Here is a 20,237-nt window from a genome sequence, read left to right as displayed (position 1 = left end):
GCTGACTAAGGAGAACCATCGATGACCGCTCATATCGAAAACCTGGACATCCCGGCCGGGATGGAGATCACCGGTGAGCTGCCGGACGGGGCTGAGAAGGTCCTCACGCCCAAGGCGCTTGAGCTCATCGTCGATCTGCACCGGAAGTTCAACGGCGACCGCCTCGAGCGCCTCGAGGCTCGCAAGGTACGCCAGGCCGAGATCGCCGCAGGCAAGGATCTCGACTTCCTCGAAGAGACCGCTGAGATCCGCAATGATCCGTCCTGGCAGGTCGCACCCCCGGCACCCGGCCTCGAAGACCGCCGCGTCGAGGTCACCGGCCCCACCTACAAGAAGATGACGATCAACGCGCTCAATTCCGGCGCGAAGGTGTGGCTGGCCGACCAGGAAGACGCGAACACCCCGCAGTGGGATTCGGTGATCCAGGGTCAGATCAATCTGCTCGACTCGCTCAACCGTGAAATCGACTTCACCTCGCCCGAGGGCAAGGAATACACGCTCGCTCCCGATGAGGAGCTGCCGACCATCGTCGTGCGCCCCCGCGGCTGGCACATGCCCGAGAAGCACATCCTCATCGACGGTGAGGAGACCTCCGGTTCGCTCGTCGACTTTGCCCTGTACTTCGCGACCGCCGGTCAGATCCAGATCGAGAAGGGCCGCGGCCCCTACTTCTACCTCGCGAAGATGGAGAGCCACCTCGAGGCCCGCCTGTGGAACCAGGTCTTCGAACACGCCGAGGATGCCTTCGGCCTGGCCCGCGGCACCATCCGCGCCACCGTGCTCATCGAGACCTACACCGCGGCCTTCGAGATGGAGGAGATCCTCTTTGAGCTGCGTGAGCACTCCGCCGGACTCAACGCCGGCCGTTGGGACTACATCTTCTCCGTGATCAAGAACTTCCGCTCCCGCGGCTCCGACTTCCTGCTGCCGGATCGTTCGGACGTGACGATGACGGTGCCGTTCATGCGCGCCTACACCGAACTGCTCGTGCGCACCTGCCACAAGCGCGGGGCGCACGCCATCGGCGGAATGTCGGCGTTCGTCCCCTCGAAGGACGAAGCCGCGAACAAGGCCGCCTTCGACAAGGTCCGCGAGGACAAGTCGCGTGAGGCCTACAACGGCTTCGACGGCTCCTGGGTCGCCCACCCCGGAATGGTTGCGCTCTGCAAGGAGGTCTTCACCGAGACCCTCGGCGACAAGCCCAACCAGATCGACAACAAGCGCGAAGACGTCGACGTCTCCGCCGCCGATCTGCTCGACGTGAAGTCGACCCCGGGTGCGATGACCGAGGCCGGCCTGCGCACCAACGTGTCCGTCGGCATCCAGTACCTGCGCGCCTGGCTCGAAGGCAACGGCGCGGTCGCCATCAACGGACTCATGGAGGACGCCGCGACCGCCGAGATCTCCCGCTCCCAGGTGTGGCAGTGGCTCGACGCCGGAATCACCCTCGACTCCGGTAAGAAGGTGACCAACGAGCTCGTCGAGCGCATCGTCGCCGAGGAGGTCGCCAAGCTGCCCGGTGACGACGCAGGCTGGAAGGACGCCACCGACACGTTCGTCTCGGTCGCCCTCGACCCCGAGTACGTCGACTTCCTCACCCTGCCGGCTTACGCCCGCATGCCGTGACCTGGCGCCGCTGACGACACCGAACGCCCTCGAAATCTGTGCTCCGAGCACCGATTTCGAGGGCGTTCTTCGCTAAGCTCGACATACACACGCAAGCGACGGTTCCGGATCGACCCGCAGGTGGGAGGTGCCGATGACGGATGGATTGACGGAGGTGGGGATGAGCCTGAGCACAGACGAACTGCCCCGTCTGGCCAGTCCCAGGGGCATCGCGGAACTCTCCGAACTCATGGCCCGCGCCCACGCCGAGCACCGCACCGTCGCGGTGTTCGGCGGCGGCACCGCCTTCGATGACCATCCGCCTGTCTCCACTCCCGGGCTGCTCATCGACCTGACATCGATCGCCGAGGTGGGCGACCATTCCGGCGACACGATCCGGGCCGGAGCCGGAACCCGGATCAGCGCCCTGACCAGGTTCGCCGCCCAATCGGGACAGGAGATCCTCGCTGATCTTCCCCGCGACCGCATCGACGCCGGCGCCACGCTGGGCGGAATGATCGCCACCGCGGCCACCGGGCCCCGCAGTCTGCGCCGCCCCCGGCTGGTAGAGACCGTGGAATCCGTGACGGTCGTCGCCGCCGACGGGACCATCGCCCGCACCGCCGAAGGGCTCCACCCGGATCTTGGCCGTCGCGCTCTGCCGCGCCTGGTCACCGGATCCTGGGGGACCCGGGCGATCATCGCCGAAGCCGAGATCCGTCTGACCGGGCGGCCCGAAACGCAGGGATTCGTATGGATTCCCGGCACCGAGGCGGCCTGCGACCTTCTGACCGCCCGTCGCGTTCCCGACGCGGTCGTCATCGAACGCCCACCCGGTTCACCTGTGGCAACAGTGGTTCTCATCGAAGGGGAGACCGACGACGTCGTCGGCGAAATCGACCACCTCGCAGACCGGATTCCCGGCGCGACCCCGTGCGCGGAACCGGAATGGTGGGGTCGCAGAGCGCGCCTGGCCGCGACCATCGAGCTGTCGGTGGCACCGAGCTTCATTCCGACCCTCATCGATGCCGTGACCCGCCTGGAGACGACGATCGGCTATCCGCTGCAGCTGCGCGGCAGCGCGACCGGCGTGTTCGAACTGGGCATCGGAGCGCCGGAATCCGAACCGGGAGTGGCCACACGCGTGGCCCTCGAGCATCTGCGCAGCTTCGGCCTGCACTGCATCGCCGCCCGGCTGACCCACGCACCCGCGCCGGTCTGGGACGAGGTCGACGCGTGGGGTCCGCAGCCCGGACGGGCAGGTCTGCGCGAGATCAAGACTCTGATCGACCCGCACGGAATCCTTGCCCCGGGCCGCGGAATCGCCGGGATCTAGCCTTATTTCACCAACAGCACCGGGCACTCGGCTTCGAGGATGACCTGCTGTGCGCTGGAGCCGAGCAGCAGCTTGACCACCGGCGAGCGTCGCTTCGTGCTCATGACGATCAGCGCCGCATCGTGGTCGGCGGCGAGACCGAGGATCTGCTCGGCCGGGTCGGGACCGGCACGGTGGACGGCATAGTCGAGCTCCGCCTCGGCGAGGGCGGCACCCAACTTCGTGCACTCGGCCAGGGGAGAGGTCGACGGGGCGGTCGTCGTATCCGTGCCGAACACGACGGCCTGCACCGCCGCGTGCTCGCGGCGTGCCGCGGCGATCGCCTGCTCGAGCACTGCGTCAGAGGAATCGGGACGCAGCGCCAGGACCACGGTGCGAGACGCCGAACCGATGCCCGGTGACGCGGTGACCTGCCGAGACGGAACGGGGAAGCGGGGCTGTGAGGTCGAGTAGAGATCAGTCATCTGGGGCCTCCGCTCAGCCGATTCCGATGACGCCGACGGCCACACCGACTGCGAGCATGACGAGGGCGACGATGAGCGCCCGCCACAGCACCTTCTTGTGGTGATCGCCGAGTTCGACGCCGGACAGCGACACGAGCAGCAGGATCGCGGGCACCAGCGGTGACTGCATGTGCACGGGCTGGCCGGTGATCGAGGCGCGGGCCATATCGGATGCGGAGATGCCGAAGTGGGAGGCGGTCTCGGCGAGCACGGGCAGGATGCCGAAGTAGAAGGCATCGTTGCTCATGAAGAACGTCATCGGGATCGACAGCAGACCGGTGATGACGGCCATGTAGGGTCCCATCGAGTTCGGGATGACCTCGACGAGCCATTCGGCCATCGCGTCGACCATCCCGGTGCCGGACATGACGCCGGTGAGCACGCCTGCGGCCATGACCATGGCCACGACGGAGATGATCGCAGTGGCGTGGGAGGCGAGCTCCTCCTGCTGGTCCTTCATCTTCGGGAAGTTGACGATGAGTGCGATGACGGTGCCGATCATGAACAGGTACGGCAGCGGCAGGATGTCGATGATGAGCAGGACCATCACGGCCACGGTCAGGGCCAGGTTGAACCAGAACAGCTTCGGCCGCAGGGTTGCGCGGTTGGGATCGAGTGCGGTGTTCGTCAGGCCCGAACCAGTTCCGGCGGATCTGTCAGCGTCGCTTCCGGAGGCGGGTCCCGCCTCGGTGGTGGTGTCATCGTGCGCCGAGGCGGCCGACCCGAATCCGTGTCCGTGTCCAACCGTGGTCGCACCGTTCCCGGTGCCCGCGGACGAACCCGCGGTCGTGCTGGCTCCGGCCACGGCGCCGACGAGGTCCCTGCGACGGTTCGATCCGCGGTCGGAGGCCCAGGCGACTCCGTTCTTGGCCAGGCGGCGGCGTTCGGAGATGCCGAGCACGTAGGCGAAGACGAAGCAGACGAGCAGGCCGGCCACCAGGGAGGGGACCATGGGGACGAAGATCTCGTTCGCGTCGATCTGCAGCGCCGAGGAGGCTCGGGCCGTCGGTCCGCCCCACGGGACGATGTTGAGGGTGCCGTTGATGAGACCGGCCACGCAGGTGAGCACCACCGGCGACATCTCGAGGCGCTGGTAGATCGGCAGCATAGCCGCGGTGACGACGATGAACGTCGTCGATCCGTCGCCGTCGAGCGACACGGCACCGGTGAGCAGCGCAGTGCCGAGGACGACCTTGACGGGGTCGTTGCCGGCAACCTTGAGGATGAACTCGACGAGCTTGTCGAAGAGGCCGACGTCGATCATGATGCCGAAGTAGATGATGGCGAAGAGCAGCAGCGCTGCCGTCGACGACATCGAGGCGATCGCGTCCATGACCATCTCTCCGATGCCCAGACCGGCCCCGGCGAAGAGGCCGAAGATCGTGGGCACGAGGATGAGTGCGAGGATCGGCGAGAGTCGTTTGGTCATGATCAGTGTCATGAAGACGGCGATCATGGCGAAACCGAGAATGACAAGCACGAGCTTCTCCTTCGAAGGCGAATGTGAGGCTCGAAACACCGTAGGGCCCAGATCACGGGCCGCGCGCGCTTGTGTGCACTGATGGCGTTTAGATCGTTGACCGCCTTTTGCGCATTTCGCTCAAACGCGGCTACGCTGAACGCGTGTCCCGGCCCCACCGTTCGTTCTCCCGACGTGTGCTGATCTCTCAGCTCGCGCTCGTCATCGTGATCCTCGCCCTGGTCACCGGGGTGTTCGCGTGGATGGGGGCGCGCACCGTCACCGAGGTGACCGAGACGAAGGCGCTGGCCACTGCCCGCACGCTGGCGATCGATCCGGACGTCCGAGCCGCCGCCACGCAGGCCTCGGCCGAACACGCCGATGAGCCCGATGAGCAGATCGTGGAATCGATGTTGGCGATCACCGGCGATCTGCGCGACCGCTCGGGGATCAGCTTTGCCGTCATCACCGACGATCGCGGCATCCGACTCACCCACCCCGACAGGTCGAAGATCGGGCACAAGGTCTCGACGTCGCCGGATGAGGCGCTGGCCGGGCGCGAGAACGTCTCCCACGAATCCGGAACTCTGGGCGAGACGGTGCGGGCGAAGGTCCCGATCTATTCGACCGAGGACGGAGAAACTGTCGTCGGTGAGGTCTCGGTGGGCATCTTCGCCTCCGTGCTCGATGCCGATGTCCGCCGCGAACTCATTCTGCTCGGCACTGTCGCCGTGCTCGCTTTGGCGCTCGGCGGAGTCGTGTCGGTCATGCTCGGACGCCGGCTGCGCAGGGAGACGCTCGGCGTCGGACCCGAAGAGCTCGCCGAGATGGCCCGCGACCAAGGAGCCGTGCTCCACGGCCTCGACGACGGAGTGCTCGGATTCGACACGAACGGGAAACTCACCCTGAGCAATTCGAATGCGAAGGAGCTGCTCGGCGCCGCCTCGGTGAGGGAGAACATTGCGGCCGAGGCGATCGACGTCCCCGACGAGATCACCGCGCTCATGGCCGAAGCCCCGGCGGACGGGGCGCTGCGGCGGCGGATCACGATCGGCGACCGGATCCTGCTGGCCACAGCCGTGAGGGTCCAGCGCGACGGGGTCTCCGTCGGCGGGGTCGTGACCGTCCGCGACGAGACCCAGATGCTGACGATGGCGCGCCAGCTCGAATCCGTCACCGCCATGGCCCGGGCCCTGCGCACTCAGCGTCACGAGTTCGCCAACCGGCTGCACACCGTGCTCGGCCTCGTCGACACGGGCGCGACCGATGAGGCCCACACCTATCTGTCCTCCCTTTTGGGCACCGGACCGATCACGACCCCCGTCGAGGACATCGACCTCATCTCCGACCCGTACCTGCGGGCCGTCCTCGAAGCGAAGGGGACGACCGCCGCGGAGGCGGGAGTGACCCTGGCCGTGACACCGGACTCCCTTGCCGTGGGCGCGGTCCGCGACCCGGAAGCGGTCACGCTCATCCTCGGCAACCTCATCGACAACGCCGTGCGCGCGGCCGTGGCGGGGCAGCGATACGCCGGGGACGGGGGCCGGGTCGAAGTGGAGGTGCTCAGCTCCGGGACGGAACTCCACGCGGTCGTCACGGACACCGGCGACGGGATCGACGACGAGGTTGCGGGACGGATCTTCGACGAGGGTTTCACGACCTCGCCGGCCGCCTCGGCGCCGGACTTCGGGATCGGACTGACCACGGGAACCGGCACCGGGGACGGTCACGGGCTCGGCATCGGACTTGCGCTCTGCCGCCGGGTCGCGCAGAAGGGCGGGGGAGAGGTGTGGCTCATCGACGGACACGATCCGGGCCTCGGAGGGGCGAGCTTCGGCGTACGCCTGCCCGATGCGCTCGACGACCCAGCCGACGTCGGCGACGCGGGCGATGTGACGGCCGCCGACGATGATTTCCCAACTGATGAGGAGAGATGATGGTCAACGTTCTCGTGCTCGATGACGACTTCTTCGTCGGGCAGATCCATGCCCGCTATGTGGACGAGGTGCCCGGCTTCACGGCGCTCGAACCCGTCCGCGACCTGAAGACAGCGCGCGAGATCATCGCCGAGCATGACGTCGACCTGCTTCTCGTCGACTATGTGCTGCCCGAGGGTACCGGTGTCGACCTCATCCGCGAGACCGATATCGATGCGATCGTGCTCTCGGCGGTCACGGATCCGCAGGTGGTCCGCTCGTCGCTGCGGGCGGGAGCGATGACGTACATCGTCAAGCCCTTCGCGGCCGAGGTGCTGCAGAACTTCCTGCGCCGGTACGCGAGGTTCCTCCGCTATTGGGAGCGGGAGAAGGTCGGTCAGGCCGACCTCGAGCGGCAGCTTCGCAACCTCCATGATGCTGCGGCCGTCGGCGGAACCGGGGCGAGCCCGGCGGGATCGTCGACGACGACGCGGATCCTCGCCGCACTCGAGGAGGCGAGCGGTCCGATGACGGCACTCGAGGTCGCCGAGGCGGTCGGTGCCTCCCGGGCGACCGCGCAGCGGCATCTGGCGAAGCTTGCCGAAGCCCGCACGATCACGGTGTCCCTGCAGTACGGGTCGACGGGTCGGCCCGAGCACCTCTACTCGACCCGCTGAGGTGGGGCGGGCTCGTCTCGGTCACTCTCGATCAGCGGCTTCGGCGCTGCCTGGCCGGAGTGCTTCTGCCGCGAACGGACTGATTCTTCCCCCGAACGGCTTGATTCTTCGCCGAACGGCAAGTTAAGTGTGCGCAGATTGCCAAAAATGCGCCGAAAACGGGCAATCTGAGCCCACTTATCTCGCTCAACGCCAGGAGCGTTTCGCTCTCAGGGAGATTCGACCCCGTCAGACGTGCCTCTTCTCACTGTCGTGCGGTTGTTTCGTCGCTGTTGAGCAGATCGAGTTCGCGGGGAAGTTCGCGCATCCGCAGCAGGCGGGAGGCGAGCACCGGAAGTGAGCCGAGCAGCGCACAGGCCGCCAAAATCCACATCGTCGTCGTCACCCCGAGCCAGTCGCCGAGGATGCCTGCGAGGAAAGCGCCGAGCGGCATCGGCCCCCACACGAGGAAGCGGATGGAAGCGTTCATCCGGCCCAGCAGCGGCTTCGGGCACAGACGCTGGCGGAAGCTCACCTGCGCAATGTTGTAAACAACGACCGCCCAGGTCACAAGGAACCAGCTGATCAGCAGGGTCGGCAGTGCGGGCAGAACGGTCGCGAGCGGGACACCGAGGAAGCAGAGGCCGCCGATCAGCGCGGACAGGGCGATGCTCGTTCCTTCGCCGAGGATCTTCTGCACCCATGCGGCAGAGAGCGCACCGAGGATGCCGCCGGCCGAGGCGACGGACATGATGATGCCGAGCTCGACCTGGTGGAGTCCCAGCGTGGTGAGGGCGTACAGCACGAAGAGAGCGAAGATGCCCGACGACGCGAAGTTCGTCAGACCTGTGCACGCGGTGATCCGGCGCAGCAGCGGGTGGCCGATGACGAAACCGAGTCCCTCGCGGATCTCGGCGACGAGTCCGGCCCGCACCTCGGCCGGCCGTGGGGTTTCGCGGTGTCGGATGAGCCCGACGAGGATGCTGGAGAGTCCCATGCAGATGCTCGTCAGTCCCACGGTGAGCGGGGCCCCGATCGCGGTGACCAGTCCGGAGGCAAGCGTAGGGCCTGCGACTCCGGCAGTCTCCTGGCTGGCTTGGAGCTTGCCGTTGCCGTCGGAGATTGCCTCGCTGTCGACGAGCTCGGGCAGATAGGACTGATTGGCGATGTCGAAGAAGACACTGACGATTCCGACTCCGGCCGCGACGAGGTAGAGCTGGACCATGCTCAGGGCGCCGACCATCCAGGTCACCGGGATGGTCAGAAGGATGGCGGCGCGGATGATGTCGCCGGAGACGATGACCAGTCTCTTCGGCAGACGGTCGACCCAGGCCCCGGCGGGCAGGCTGATGAGCAGGAACGCCGCAGTTTCCAGGGCTGCGAGCACTCCCATTTCGAAGGCGTCGGCGTGGAGGATCTGCACGGCGATGAGGGGCAGGGCAAAGAGGACGAGCTCGGATCCGAACACAGAGACCGTGTCGCCTGCCCACAGCTTCATGAAATCGCGGTGTCTCCACAGCGAGACGTGTTTCGGCCGCTGCGATGAAGCGGGACCGTGCTGCTGTTGTGGTTCGCTCGACGGCGGTTGGTCGGATGTGGCCATGGCTCTTCCTCGAGACGGCGGGCGGAGGATCAATGATTGAGCGTCAGTGATTGAGGGTTGCCAATCAGTAATGCTCCATGATCGATTGGGAAAAGTCAATCACTTTAGGGGATTGATTGACTTCTCCCGATCACTCGCTAGCGTTGAGGCATGAACGATGACACTCCTGCGGCCGGGCAATCGCCCGACCCGAGTTCGACAGGGCAGACACCCGCCGCGGCCTCCCTCGCCCGAGCAGTCGAGCGCCGGGACGCCACCGAGGCCGAGGCCAAAACGCTGGCCTCGAGTATTCGCATCCGAATCCTGCGGCTGTGCCTGGACGAAGCCCTGAGCAATCGTGAGATCGCCGAGGCGACCGGCCTCAATCCCGCGACCTCGCTCCACCACGTGCGGATGCTCGCCGACACCGGCTTCCTCGAAGCGCAGGAGGCGCGGCGGGGCAAGCGCGGGTCCAGGGAGATCCCGTACCTCGCCACGGGCAAAAGCTGGTTCCTCAACACCGGCGATATGACGACCGAAATGCTCGAGGCCTTCACCGCCGAATTCACCGCCGCACCGTATGAGGAGCGGACGATGGGGCGGATGGCCGCGATGCTCACCGAGGATGAGGTTGAGGAATTCCGGTCGCGGATCGATGAGCTGTTCGAAGAGTTCCGCAGTCGGCGCAAGAAGGACGGCGCCACTCAGTGGGGTCTGTTCATCGCCATGCATCCGAGTGATCCGCATGCCCGCTGACGGCGCTCGGAATCCCGCTGATGACGCCGGGGACAGCTATGTCGACGCGCGCTGTGCGGCCGTCTATGACATCTTCGAAGGGCCCGAACGGGACGACCTCGACGTCTACGCGGCGATGGTCGAGGAGTTCGGGGCCGCCTCGGTGGTGGATGTGGGATGCGGAACGGGCACGTTCGCCACGATGCTCGCCGGTCGGGGAGTGGAGGTCGTGGGCGTCGATCCCTCGGCGTTGGCGTTGGACGTGGCGCAGTCGAAACCCCATGCCGGCAAGGTGACGTGGGTCCACGGGATCGCAGCGGACCTGCCTCCGCTGCAGGCCGACATGGCTTTCATGACAGCCAACGTGGCGCAGGCGATGCTCGGAGATGAAGCCTGGCCGGAGACGTTGACGGCGATCCGCCGGAGACTGTCGCCGGGCGGACTCCTCGTCTTCGAATCACGCGACCCCGAGAGGCAGGCGTGGCGGGAATGGACGAAGGTGAACACCTATTCGACGGCCGAGGTTGACGGTGAGGGGACAGTCGAGTCGTGGGTGGAATTCGACGCCGCGCACGGCGCGTTCGTCGACTTCTTCGGAATGTTGGTCTTCGAACGGGACGGCCGCCGCGTCGAACAGCAGAGCCGCCTGAGGTTTCGTGACCGCGCTGAACTGACGAAATCACTGGAGGACGCCGGATTCGTCGTCGAAGAGATCCGTGATGCACCGGACAGACCGGGCCGCGAGTTCGTCTTCATCGCTCGAAAGACCCAATGGAACTATCTGCAGGATGTCGACCTGGATCAGCCACGCTGATTCTGCCGCGAACGGCAAGTTAAGTGTGCTCAGAATGCCAGAATGTCTAGGAAAACGGGCAATCTGAGCACACTTAACTCGCTCACGGCCGCGAAATCGCACTAGGCGAGCCGTCTCGGCCACGTCGGCCCGCCGGTGGCGGAGACGATCGAACCATCGAAGGAGCGAGCTCTTGCAGGCGTGGAGCCGGGTTTGGGCGGTGACACGCGGGGCGGAACATCGCCCCTGGTGGCACGCCGAAACCTGCGGATTTGCTGGGCAGGAGCGCAATATCGTCCTAAGATGAGAGACATGGCGACCAGAACGACTTCCCCCGCTTCTGGTTCCGGGAAACGCACAGCGCGCAAAAACGCTGGTCGGTCCGGTCAAGCGGGGACCGAAGAACCCGGGACAAACGTTGTCACCGGTGCATGGAGGGGAGTGGCCCACATGGCCGGAAACCGTGCGCGAAAGACTCTCAGCGACGAACCGACCGATCAATCACCGACGAAGCGGGACGGCACCGCGTTCTTCCTCATCGGACTCTCGATCATCATCGCCGCCTTCGAATGGTGGAACATCCCCGGCGCGATGAGCGACGCCGTCCGCGGAATCGTCGAAGGCACCTTCGGCCGAGTGGCACTCGCCCTGCCGGTGGTCTTCACCTGCTATGCGATCCGCCTGTTCCTGCGCGGCGACGACAACCGCGGCAACAACCGCATCCTCATCGGGATGATCTTCGGTCTGCTCGCCGCCTCGGGGCTGGCCCATATCGCCGCCGGCAACCCGACCTTCACGAACTCCCGCGAAGCCATGGCCAACGGGGGAGGCGCCCTCGGATTCGTCGTGTCCTCGCCGCTGGTCGTCGCGACCACCGTCTACGTCGCCGTGCCGCTGCTCGTCCTCCTCGGGCTGTTCTCCCTGCTCGTGGTCACCGCAACCCCGGTGCGCGCGATTCCCCGCCGACTCACAGACCTGTACTACCGACTCACCGGCGGTGCCCGACCCGCCACCGACGCCGAGGCGGCCGAGACCAAACAGTCCGACCTCGTTGCCGAGAACGGCCGCACCTCCGACCTCAAACCCGTGATGGGCGCCAAGCGCCGCAGTCGGAAGAAGAAGACCGAGATCCCCGATGCCGACTCGGATGCCGCCGACGACGACACCGCTACGAAGGCCTACGACAAGGCCTACATCCACGAGGACGACGTCAGCGACGAAGAGGCCGACACCACCCGGATCGAGACCAGCCCGGAGCCGAAGCTCAAGCCCGGCCAGCGCCGCCCCACCAAGGCCGAACGCGAGATGGCCGAGCTGAAGAAGACCATCGGGATGGACGACGACGCCGCGAACCAGGCGAAGAAGTCCGAGCCCGCTGCCGCCTCGGCGCCGGTGCCGATCACGAACGCACCTGCACCTCCACCCACGGAGCAGCTGCCCGAACGCGTCGAGCAGCTCACCCTGGCCGGCGATGTCACCTACACCCTGCCCGCCTCCGACAACCTCCAGCCCGGACCTCCCGCCAAGGAACGCTCCGAGGCCAACGACCGTGTCGTCGAAGCCCTGCGCGATGTCCTCGAGCAGTTCAAGATCGACGCCGAGGTCACCGGGTTCTCCCGCGGACCGACGGTCACCCGCTACGAGGTGGAGCTCGGCGCCGGTACGAAGGTCGAGAAGGTCACGGCCCTGTCGAAGAACATCGCCTACGCCGTGGCCAGCGCAGATGTGCGCATCCTCTCGCCGATCCCCGGCAAGAAGGCCATCGGCATCGAGATCCCGAACACCGACCGCGAGAACGTCGCCCTCGGCGACGTGCTGCGTTCGAAAGCCGCCCGCAAGACCGACCACCCCATGGTCATGGGCGTGGGCAAGGACGTCGAAGGCGGATTCGTCGTCGCCGATCTGTCGAAGATGCCCCACCTGCTCGTCGCCGGTGCCACCGGTGCCGGTAAGTCGAGCTTCGTCAACTCCATGATCACCTCGATCATGATGCGCGCGACCCCCGACGAGGTCCGCATGATCCTCGTCGACCCCAAGCGCGTCGAGCTGACGATCTACGAAGGCATCCCGCACCTGATCACCCCGATCATCACGAACCCGAAGAAGGCCGCCGAGGCGCTCGAATGGGTCGTGCGCGAAATGGACGCCCGCTACGACGACCTCGCGAACTACGGCTTCAAGCACGTCAAGGAGTTCAACAAGGCCGTCCGCGAGGGCCGCATCCAGCCGCCCGCCGGGTCCGAACGCGTCCTCCAGCCCTACCCGTACCTGCTGGTCGTCGTCGACGAGCTCGCCGACCTCATGATGGTCGCCCCGCGCGACGTCGAAGCCTCGATCCAGCGCATCACTCAGCTGGCCCGTGCCGCCGGCATCCACCTGATCCTCGCCACGCAGCGACCCAGCGTCGACGTCGTCACCGGTCTCATCAAGGCGAATGTGCCCTCGCGTCTGGCGTTCGCAACCTCATCGCTGGCCGACTCGCGAGTCGTGCTCGACCAGCCCGGCGCGGAGAAGCTCATCGGTCAGGGTGACGCCCTGTTCCTGCCGATGGGTGCGGCCAAACCGATGCGCGTCCAGGGAGCCTGGGTCAACGAATCCGAGATCGAGAAGGTCGTCGAACACGTCAAGAGCCAGCTGACCCCGAACTACCGCGAAGACGTGGCCGTCGAAGCACCGAAGAAGCAGATCGACGAGGACATCGGAGACGACCTCGAACTGCTGCTCCAGGCGATCGAACAGGTCGTGACCACGCAGTTCGGATCGACCTCGATGCTCCAGCGCAAGCTGCGCGTCGGCTTCGCCAAGGCCGGTCGCCTCATGGACCTCATGGAGTCCCGCGGCATCGTCGGACCGTCCGAGGGATCGAAGGCCCGCGATGTGCTCGTGCGCCCCGACGATCTGCCCGGCACCCTGGCCATCATCAAGGGCGAGACCCCGCCCGACGGTGATTCGTCCGGCGCGGCGGCCGACGCCCCGACCGACGGGGGCCAGGGCCACGGCCAGTCCGGATCCGGGCACGCCTCGGCGGCCGGGGACTACGACGAGGAGTTCGACGACGACTACGGGGACACCTCCCACGGCTCGGCGTCGTACAGCTCAGCATCGTCCGACCGATACGCGAACGGAGTCGGCCATGCCGGCGACCTCACCGTCGGCGACGTCGACCCGGAGACCGGGCTCGAGGTCGTCGAAGCCGCAGGAGAGGACGCCTGGCAGCTCACCGGCCGCTGATCTGATCCGAACCCCACCCCTCGCCGAGGCGGCTCACCGTTGCGACGGTGCGCCGCCTCGGCGATTGTCGTCGTCATTCCCACGGTTGGAATGATCTGCTCAGCTCACTCCGATAGGCTGGATGCGTGAACGATCGAGTCGAGGCCGGAGCCTCCCAGCAGCCCGCAGCAGAACCGAGTCCGTGGAACATTCCGAACGCACTCACGGTGCTGCGCATCCTCATGGTGCCCCTGTTCCTCGTGCTCCTGCTGACCGACGGCGGCAACGATGTGACCCTGCGCTGGTGGGCGCTCGTCGTGTTCCTGCTGGCCATGTTCACCGACTTCGTCGACGGCTACCTGGCTAGGCGGAACAACCTCATCACGAACTTCGGCAAGATCGCCGATCCCATCGCTGACAAATCGCTCATGGCAGCCGCACTCATCGGTCTGGCGATCATCGCCGAACTGCCCTGGTGGGTGCCCGTGATCATCCTCGTGCGCGAATTCGGCATCACCGTGCTGCGGTTCTTCATGATCCGCATTGCTGTCATGCCCGCCTCGCGCGGCGGCAAGATCAAGACCGTGCTGCAGACGGCGGCGATCGGGCTGTTCCTGGTGGTCTTCCCGCTCTCGGACGTGCTGCCCTCCGTCGTCTCCGTCATCCTCCTCGTCGTCGCCTGGATCATCATGGCCGCGGCCATCGTCGTCACCATCGTCACCGGCGTCGACTACTGCGTGCAGGCGGCGAAGCTGTACAAGGACGCGAAGAACGGCAACGGCGGGGATGCGCCGAGCGCTGGGGACACTCAGACCGGCGGGGACACGCAGCGTGGCTGAGTCCGAGCTCATGGCGACCGCGCGTCGCATCATCTCCACCTGTTCTCAGCTGGGGATCTCGCTGGCGTCGGCGGAATCGCTGACCGGCGGACGCTTCGTCGCCTCGCTCGTCGACGTGCCGGGAGCTTCGGCAGTGGTGCGCGGGGGACTGGTCACCTACGCCACCGACCTCAAGGCGAGCCTGGCCGGAGTGAATGCCGACCACCTCGAGGAGACCGGACCGATTGACCCGGTCGTCGCCGCACAGATGGCTGTCGGCACGGCCGTGCAGTGCGTCGCCGACATCGGGATCTCCTGCACCGGGGTCGCCGGTCCCGATCCGCAGGACGACAAGCCCGTCGGACTCGTCTACACCGCGATCGCCTTCGGCGGGAAGGCGAAGGTCTTCGAACACGAGTTCACCGGTGACCGCGATGCTATCCGCAGCCAGACGGTACAGGCGATGGCGGTCAACCTCGACGAATTCGTGCGCGAACTCGCCTTCGGGCCCGAGGCCGGGCAGGCGTCGAATGCTGGCGAGGACGCCGCGGAATAAGTTCGTCTGCTGTGGGGTTGACCGGGTGATGACCATCGGACGAAAATTCTCCAAAGTCTTCGAATGGACTGGCAATACCATCCGCTCGGGGCACCAGGTTGGTGCTGTGTCACGGCCAGGTTGTAAGGTTGTTGGAACTACATTGACGGGACGCGCTGACAAAGGGAGGGCCGCGTTATGTTACTGAGAGTCGAAATCGGCGACGCACTACGTTCCGCCCGCCGTCGTCAAGGACGCACCCTTCGCGATGTCTCGACCGGGGCCAGCGTTTCGCTGGGCTACCTCAGCGAGATCGAGCGCGGACAGAAGGAAGCCTCATCGGAGCTGCTGTCGGCGATCTGTGAAGCACTCGATCTGCCGCTGTCGGCACTGCTGTCGTCCGTGTCCGATCGCTTCGCACTCGAAGAGGGCGTGCAGATCCCCGACACCATTCCGCAGGAGCTCTCGGACAAGATCCTCGGTCACCCCGAGGGATACTCTTCTCCGCGGCTGGCTGCCAAGCCCTGATGCGGCACACGCTCTACTGGATCCTCATGAACGAGGAGTTCGGTGAGGCTCGTGCCGCCTCCCTGCACACCGACCTCACTCTGAGCTCATTGGGCTCACGAACCGCGGCGCAGGCATTCGAAGCCGGCGTCGAACCCCGCGATATCTGGATCGCCGTGTGCGACTCCATGGGCGTTCCCGAATCCCGTCGCCTGGGCAAGGAGAAGCCGCGCTCGACTCCGTTCTGATTTCTCGCAGCTGCGCGAAACCTTCTCTGTCGGCGCGATGTCGGCCGAGTGTAGACTGACCGCATGAATCAGGCCGTCCCGTTCATCACCTTCCAGCCCAGCCGCGGCCAGAGCGCCGCCGAAGCCATGGAAACCTATGTCGAACTCTTCGCGGACGGGCGAGTGATCCTCGACAATCGCTACGGTCCCGAGGGACCGGGTGCCGAGGGCACGGTCATCATGTCCGAGATCGAGATCGCGGGGCAGAGACTGCGGTTGAGCGACAGCTTCGTCGCTCACGAGTGGGACATCACCCCTGGTGTCTCGCTCATGGTCGACTGCGAATCGGCCGAGGAGCTCGAACGCCTCTTCACCGCACTGAGCGCGCAGGGGACTGTGTTCATGCCGCTCGACGACTACGGGTTCGGACCGTTCGGATGGGTGGGCGACCGCTTCGGTCTCACCTGGCAGCTGGGCCTGGCGTCGGCCTAGATTCCGCGGAGACACGCGACACACCCGAATATATAGAACACCTGTTCCCATGTGGGTTATCCTGGTGAGGAATCACGGGACCTGTGACCATGAGTGGCTGGTTATCCACGGGGGAATCGCTTCCTCTGTCGTTATGTCAGTGCCATCTTCTAGCCTTGGTCTCAAAGGAAAAGCAACGAAGAGGAGACGTCATGGCACGTACACCCAAGAACCTTCAGGTTCCCACCGGCGGCGACAAGTCGAAGGCACTCGAAGCCGCAATGGGCCAGATCGATCGCAACTACGGCAAGGGCGCGATCATGCGCCTCGGTGACGGTGTGCGTGAGCCCATCGCCTCCATCCCGACCGGCTCGGTCGCACTCGACATCGCGCTGGGCATCGGCGGTCTGCCGCGCGGTCGCGTCGTCGAGATCTACGGTCCGGAATCCTCCGGTAAGACGACCGTGGCTCTCCACGCCGTGGCGAACGCTCAGAAGGCCGGCGGAATCGCCGGGTTCATCGATGCCGAGCACGCACTCGACCCCGAGTATGCGAAGAAGCTCGGCGTCGACACCGATCAGCTCCTCGTCTCCCAGCCGGACACCGGTGAGCAGGCACTCGAGATCGCCGATATGCTCATCCGCTCCGGAGCGCTGGACATCATCGTCATCGACTCCGTCGCAGCCCTGGTGCCCAAGGCCGAGATCGAAGGCGAGATGGGCGACAGCCACGTCGGTCTGCAGGCCCGCCTGATGTCTCAGGCCCTGCGTAAGATCACCGGTGCCTTGGCCCAGTCGAAGACCACCGCGATCTTCATCAACCAGCTGCGTGAGAAGGTCGGCGTCTTCTTCGGTTCCCCGGAGACCACCTCGGGCGGTAAGGCACTGAAGTTCTACGCCTCCGTGCGCATCGACGTCCGCCGCATCGAGACCCTCAAGGAAGGTCAGGACGCGGTCGGCAACCGAACCCGTGCGAAGATCGTGAAGAACAAGGTCGCTCCGCCGTTCAAGCAGGCCGAGTTCGACATCCTCTACGGCCACGGCATCTCCCGCGAAGGCAGCCTCATCGATATGGGCGTCGACAACGGCATCGTGCGCAAGTCCGGTTCCTGGTTCACCTATGACGGCGATCAGCTGGGGCAGGGCAAGGAGAACGTCCGCAACTTCCTCCGCGACAACCCTGGCCTGGCCGAAGAGATCGAGCTGAAGATCAAGCACAAGCTGGGTCTCATCCAGGTCGACGAACCCGAGGACGGCGCCGAGGCGGCCGGAGAAGCACAGACGGATGACGTCGAAGTCTCCTGACGCCTCGTCGACTGACGACGAGTACACCGGCCACGAGCCCACCGCAGCGACTGACACGGTCGGTGCGAGGGACTCCGGTCGGAACGACTCGACTCAGACCGAGACGCTCTCGCAGCTGCGCAGCGCAATCTCGGAGATCGACCAACGTCATGCCGAAGGGGAGGCCGGATTCTTCGCCGGTCTCTCCGGCCTCGACGACGATGATGTCACCGGCGGCAATGGTCGATCCGGCAGCCGAAAGAGTTCGGCGTCGCGTTCCGGAGGGGGCTCGGGGACGCAGTCGGGGAAGTCTTTACGAGCGGGGTCGAAGGTCGGCACGACAGCCGGTTCCACGGGCAAGAAGAACTCCAGCGGCTGGAAGCGACAGCAGCAGGAACCGGACAACGGGTGGGTCGAAGGCGGTACCGACTCGACTCCGGACTTCATCGACGTTCCTGATTTCCTTGCCGCCGAGAATGATGGTCCAGATCTCCTGGCGAGCGATGGCAATGCCGCGACAGACTTTCTGGATGACAGCGACGGCCCACCCGACTTCGCTTCCGGTCCCGGGCTGAGCTTCGATGAGGACGAGGACGAGGCACCCGACTTCGATGCGGACTACGCCCAGGCGAAGAAGACTGCGATGAACATGCTCGCCATGCGCGATCACTCCAGCGATGAACTGCGCAAGAAGCTCCTCAAACGCGACCTCATGCCCGAAGCGATCGATGTCCTCATCGAGAAGCTCAAGAACTCGCGGCTGCTCAACGACGAAGAGTTCGCGCACCGTTTCGCACGGGCACAGCGCGAGAACCGGAAACTCTCCCGGTCCGTGCTCAAACGCGAACTGAGCAAGAAGGGCATCAGCCCCGAACTGGCCTCCGAGGCCGTGGCCGACATCGACGGCGAGGAAGAGCTCGCCCGCGAAGTCGCCGAAAAGAAGGCCGCCTCCACGCGGCGTCTCGACTATGCGGTGCGGGAGCGTCGGATCCTCGGCATGCTCGCCCGCCGCGGCTTCCCCTCGGCGATCTGCATCAAGGTCACACGCGACGTGCTCACCGACGACTGAAACGGCACCCGGGGAACGGCTAGAATAGGTGCGCCATGACTGAACTGATTGAATCCCCGACGACATCCGGTGCCACCCCTCGCAGCTACGAGGTCAAGACCTACGGATGTCAGATGAACGTGCACGACTCCGAGCGTCTGTCCGGACTGCTCGACGACGCCGGCTACGTTCAGGCGAACACCGACGACCAGGCCGACGTCGTCGTCTTCAACACCTGCGCCGTCCGCGAAAACGCGGACAACCGCCTCTACGGCAACCTCGGCCAGCTCGCGAAGGTCAAGGAGAACCATCCCGGTCTCCAGATCGCCGTCGGCGGATGCATGGCACAGAAGGACCGCGACACGATCGTGAAGAAGGCCCCCTGGGTCGACGTGGTCTTCGGCACCCACAACATGGGTTCCCTGCCGGCTCTGCTCGAACGCGCCCGCCACAACGAGGAAGCGCAGGTCGAGATCCTCGAAAGCCTCGACGTCTTCCCCTCCACCCTGCCCAGCCGGCGCGAATCCCAGCACTCCGGGTGGGTGTCGATCTCGGTCGGCTGCAACAACACCTGCACCTTCTGCATCGTCCCCAGCCTGCGCGGCAAGGAGAAGGACCGCCGTCCCGGCGACATCCTTGCCGAAGTCGAAGCACTCGTCGCCGACGGAGTCGTCGAAGTCACTCTGCTCGGCCAGAACGTCAACTCCTACGGTGCCGAATTCCGCGACAAGGGCGCGTTCGCGAAACTGCTGCGCGCCGTCGGCAACGTCGACGGGATCGAGCGGGTCCGCTTCACCAGCCCGCATCCGGCTGCCTTCTCCGACGACGTCATCGACGCAATGGCAGAGACCCCGACCGTCATGCCGCAGCTGCACATGCCGCTGCAGTCCGGTTCGGACACGATCCTCAAATCCATGCGGCGGTCCTACCGGACCAAGCGGTTCATGAACATCCTCGACACCGTGCGCGAGCGCATCCCGCACGCGGCCATCACCACCGATATCATCGTCGGCTTCCCCGGAGAGACCGAAGAAGACTTTCAAGGCACGATGGACATCGTCCGCCGTGCCCGGTTCTCCCAGGCTTTCACCTTCCAGTACTCCATCCGCCCCGGCACACCCGCGGCGACGATGGACAACCAGGTGCCGAAGGACGTCGTTCAGGAGCGGTTCAAACGCCTCACCGCACTCCAGGACGAAATCGCCTGGGACGAGAACAAAGCCCAGATCGGCCGTGAGGTCGAGGTGCTCGTGACCAAACTGCCCCACGCCGATTCCCCCAGGCTGAGCGGTCGTGCCGAAGACAATCGACTCGTCCATGTCGGAATCCCCGACGGCGCCCAGATGCCTCGGCCCGGCGACTTCGTCACCGCGACCGTCACCGAAGCGAAGCCCTACTTCCTCCTCGCCGATTCCGGGTTCTCCGTGCGCCCTTCCCGCGCCGGTGATGCCTACGACCGGGCACAGGCCGACAGCTGCGGTGCACCGAGCCCCGGCCAGAGTGCTGCCGGCACGACGAATCTCGGCATGCCGACCATCCGCGCCCGCGGCTGA

At 65.7% G+C, this 20,237-nt stretch carries 18 protein-coding genes; 15 read left to right on the top strand and 3 right to left on the bottom strand.

Annotated elements, in window-relative coordinates; all coding sequences use genetic code 11:
• Positions 1–21: 21 nt before the first annotated feature.
• Together aceB and HF684_RS11865 are read left to right on the top strand one after the other, a co-directional pair.
• The gene (aceB, locus tag HF684_RS11870; protein ID WP_169252635.1) at positions 22–1,626 is read left to right on the top strand and encodes a malate synthase A; all 1,605 of its coding nucleotides are present in this window, start codon (positions 22–24) and stop codon (positions 1,624–1,626) included.
• A 160-nt stretch (positions 1,627–1,786) separates the two neighbouring features.
• Positions 1,787–2,941, top strand: coding sequence for an FAD-binding oxidoreductase (locus tag HF684_RS11865; RefSeq protein ID WP_169252634.1), 1,155 nt, complete (start codon positions 1,787–1,789; stop codon positions 2,939–2,941).
• A gap of 2 nt (positions 2,942–2,943) precedes the next feature.
• On the opposite strand, the gene HF684_RS11860 is transcribed toward HF684_RS11865, so the two are convergent.
• Both HF684_RS11860 and HF684_RS11855 read right to left on the bottom strand, forming a co-directional pair.
• Positions 2,944–3,405 carry a universal stress protein gene (locus HF684_RS11860; RefSeq protein ID WP_169252633.1) on the bottom strand — a complete coding sequence of 154 codons (462 nt, stop codon included), beginning with the start codon at positions 3,403–3,405 and terminating at the stop codon, positions 2,944–2,946.
• Positions 3,406–3,418: 13 nt separating this feature from the next.
• Positions 3,419–4,924, bottom strand: coding sequence for a CitMHS family transporter (locus HF684_RS11855; protein WP_211167991.1), 1,506 nt, complete (start codon positions 4,922–4,924; stop codon positions 3,419–3,421).
• Between the two features lie 143 nt (positions 4,925–5,067).
• Between HF684_RS11855 and HF684_RS11850 the strand changes: the two genes are divergently transcribed.
• Together HF684_RS11850 and HF684_RS11845 are read left to right on the top strand one after the other, a co-directional pair.
• On the top strand, positions 5,068–6,840 hold the full coding sequence (locus HF684_RS11850; protein WP_169252632.1) for an ATP-binding protein: 1,773 nt from the start codon (positions 5,068–5,070) through the stop codon (positions 6,838–6,840).
• Positions 6,840–7,496 (top strand): response regulator, encoded by a 657-nt coding sequence (locus tag HF684_RS11845; protein ID WP_169252631.1) that lies wholly within the window; start codon positions 6,840–6,842, stop codon positions 7,494–7,496. The genes HF684_RS11850 and HF684_RS11845 overlap by 1 nt, the downstream gene beginning before the upstream one ends.
• A 244-nt stretch (positions 7,497–7,740) precedes the next feature.
• Here HF684_RS11845 and HF684_RS11840 read toward each other — a convergent pair whose 3' ends face one another.
• A complete protein-coding gene (locus HF684_RS11840) occupies positions 7,741–8,994 on the bottom strand; it encodes an MFS transporter (RefSeq protein WP_282433938.1) in 1,254 nt (417 codons plus the stop codon).
• Between the two features lie 234 nt (positions 8,995–9,228).
• Between HF684_RS11840 and HF684_RS11835 the strand changes: the two genes are divergently transcribed.
• From HF684_RS11835 to miaB, 11 genes are all read left to right on the top strand, one after another.
• Positions 9,229–9,813, top strand: coding sequence for a winged helix-turn-helix domain-containing protein (locus HF684_RS11835; RefSeq protein WP_169252629.1), 585 nt, complete (start codon positions 9,229–9,231; stop codon positions 9,811–9,813).
• On the top strand, positions 9,803–10,606 hold the full coding sequence (locus tag HF684_RS11830; protein WP_169252628.1) for a class I SAM-dependent methyltransferase: 804 nt from the start codon (positions 9,803–9,805) through the stop codon (positions 10,604–10,606). The genes HF684_RS11835 and HF684_RS11830 overlap by 11 nt, the downstream gene beginning before the upstream one ends.
• 429 nt (positions 10,607–11,035) lie before the next feature.
• Positions 11,036–13,816, top strand: a complete 2,781-nt coding sequence (locus tag HF684_RS11825) for a DNA translocase FtsK 4TM domain-containing protein (RefSeq protein WP_348981379.1) — start codon at positions 11,036–11,038, stop codon at positions 13,814–13,816.
• Positions 13,817–13,941: 125 nt separating this feature from the next.
• The gene (gene pgsA, locus HF684_RS11820; protein ID WP_169252626.1) at positions 13,942–14,634 is read left to right on the top strand and encodes a CDP-diacylglycerol--glycerol-3-phosphate 3-phosphatidyltransferase; all 693 of its coding nucleotides are present in this window, start codon (positions 13,942–13,944) and stop codon (positions 14,632–14,634) included.
• A complete protein-coding gene (locus tag HF684_RS11815) occupies positions 14,627–15,169 on the top strand; it encodes a CinA family protein (protein ID WP_348981378.1) in 543 nt (180 codons plus the stop codon). Before pgsA ends, HF684_RS11815 begins: the two co-directional genes overlap by 8 nt.
• Before the next feature lie 177 nt (positions 15,170–15,346).
• Positions 15,347–15,676, top strand: a complete 330-nt coding sequence (locus HF684_RS11810) for a helix-turn-helix transcriptional regulator (RefSeq protein WP_062244061.1) — start codon at positions 15,347–15,349, stop codon at positions 15,674–15,676.
• Complete coding sequence (locus HF684_RS11805) at positions 15,676–15,903, top strand: DUF3046 domain-containing protein (RefSeq protein WP_025779743.1); 228 nt, start codon at positions 15,676–15,678, stop codon at positions 15,901–15,903. The genes HF684_RS11810 and HF684_RS11805 overlap by 1 nt, the downstream gene beginning before the upstream one ends.
• A gap of 63 nt (positions 15,904–15,966) precedes the next feature.
• The gene (locus HF684_RS11800) at positions 15,967–16,374 is read left to right on the top strand and encodes a VOC family protein (protein WP_169252624.1); all 408 of its coding nucleotides are present in this window, start codon (positions 15,967–15,969) and stop codon (positions 16,372–16,374) included.
• Between the two features lie 191 nt (positions 16,375–16,565).
• Positions 16,566–17,657 carry a recombinase RecA gene (gene recA, locus HF684_RS11795; protein WP_025779746.1) on the top strand — a complete coding sequence of 364 codons (1,092 nt, stop codon included), beginning with the start codon at positions 16,566–16,568 and terminating at the stop codon, positions 17,655–17,657.
• Positions 17,638–18,705, top strand: coding sequence for a regulatory protein RecX (locus HF684_RS18820; protein WP_248278912.1), 1,068 nt, complete (start codon positions 17,638–17,640; stop codon positions 18,703–18,705). Before recA ends, HF684_RS18820 begins: the two co-directional genes overlap by 20 nt.
• Positions 18,706–18,740: 35 nt before the next feature.
• Positions 18,741–20,237: a tRNA (N6-isopentenyl adenosine(37)-C2)-methylthiotransferase MiaB gene (miaB, locus tag HF684_RS11785; protein WP_169252623.1), complete on the top strand. Its 1,497-nt coding sequence runs from the start codon at positions 18,741–18,743 to the stop codon at positions 20,235–20,237.

The sequence above is a fragment of the Brevibacterium sp. 'Marine' genome, assembly GCF_012844365.1.
Lineage (GTDB): Bacteria > Actinomycetota > Actinomycetes > Actinomycetales > Brevibacteriaceae > Brevibacterium.
This window is presented reverse-complemented; position numbering and strand designations above follow the sequence as displayed.

Coding starts and splice junctions, on each gene's coding strand:
- aceB (WP_169252635.1), top strand. CDS start 22: ATGACCGCTCATATCGAAAACCTGGACATCCCGGCCGGGATGGAGATC.
- HF684_RS11865 (WP_169252634.1), top strand. CDS start 1,787: ATGAGCCTGAGCACAGACGAACTGCCCCGTCTGGCCAGTCCCAGGGGC.
- HF684_RS11860 (WP_169252633.1), bottom strand. CDS start 3,405: ATGACTGATCTCTACTCGACCTCACAGCCCCGCTTCCCCGTTCCGTCT.
- HF684_RS11845 (WP_169252631.1), top strand. CDS start 6,840: ATGGTCAACGTTCTCGTGCTCGATGACGACTTCTTCGTCGGGCAGATC.
- HF684_RS11835 (WP_169252629.1), top strand. CDS start 9,229: ATGAACGATGACACTCCTGCGGCCGGGCAATCGCCCGACCCGAGTTCG.
- HF684_RS11830 (WP_169252628.1), top strand. CDS start 9,803: ATGCCCGCTGACGGCGCTCGGAATCCCGCTGATGACGCCGGGGACAGC.
- HF684_RS11825 (WP_348981379.1), top strand. CDS start 11,036: ATGGCCGGAAACCGTGCGCGAAAGACTCTCAGCGACGAACCGACCGAT.
- HF684_RS11810 (WP_062244061.1), top strand. CDS start 15,347: ATGTTACTGAGAGTCGAAATCGGCGACGCACTACGTTCCGCCCGCCGT.
- HF684_RS11805 (WP_025779743.1), top strand. CDS start 15,676: ATGCGGCACACGCTCTACTGGATCCTCATGAACGAGGAGTTCGGTGAG.
- HF684_RS11800 (WP_169252624.1), top strand. CDS start 15,967: ATGAATCAGGCCGTCCCGTTCATCACCTTCCAGCCCAGCCGCGGCCAG.
- recA (WP_025779746.1), top strand. CDS start 16,566: ATGGCACGTACACCCAAGAACCTTCAGGTTCCCACCGGCGGCGACAAG.
- HF684_RS18820 (WP_248278912.1), top strand. CDS start 17,638: ATGACGTCGAAGTCTCCTGACGCCTCGTCGACTGACGACGAGTACACC.
- miaB (WP_169252623.1), top strand. CDS start 18,741: ATGACTGAACTGATTGAATCCCCGACGACATCCGGTGCCACCCCTCGC.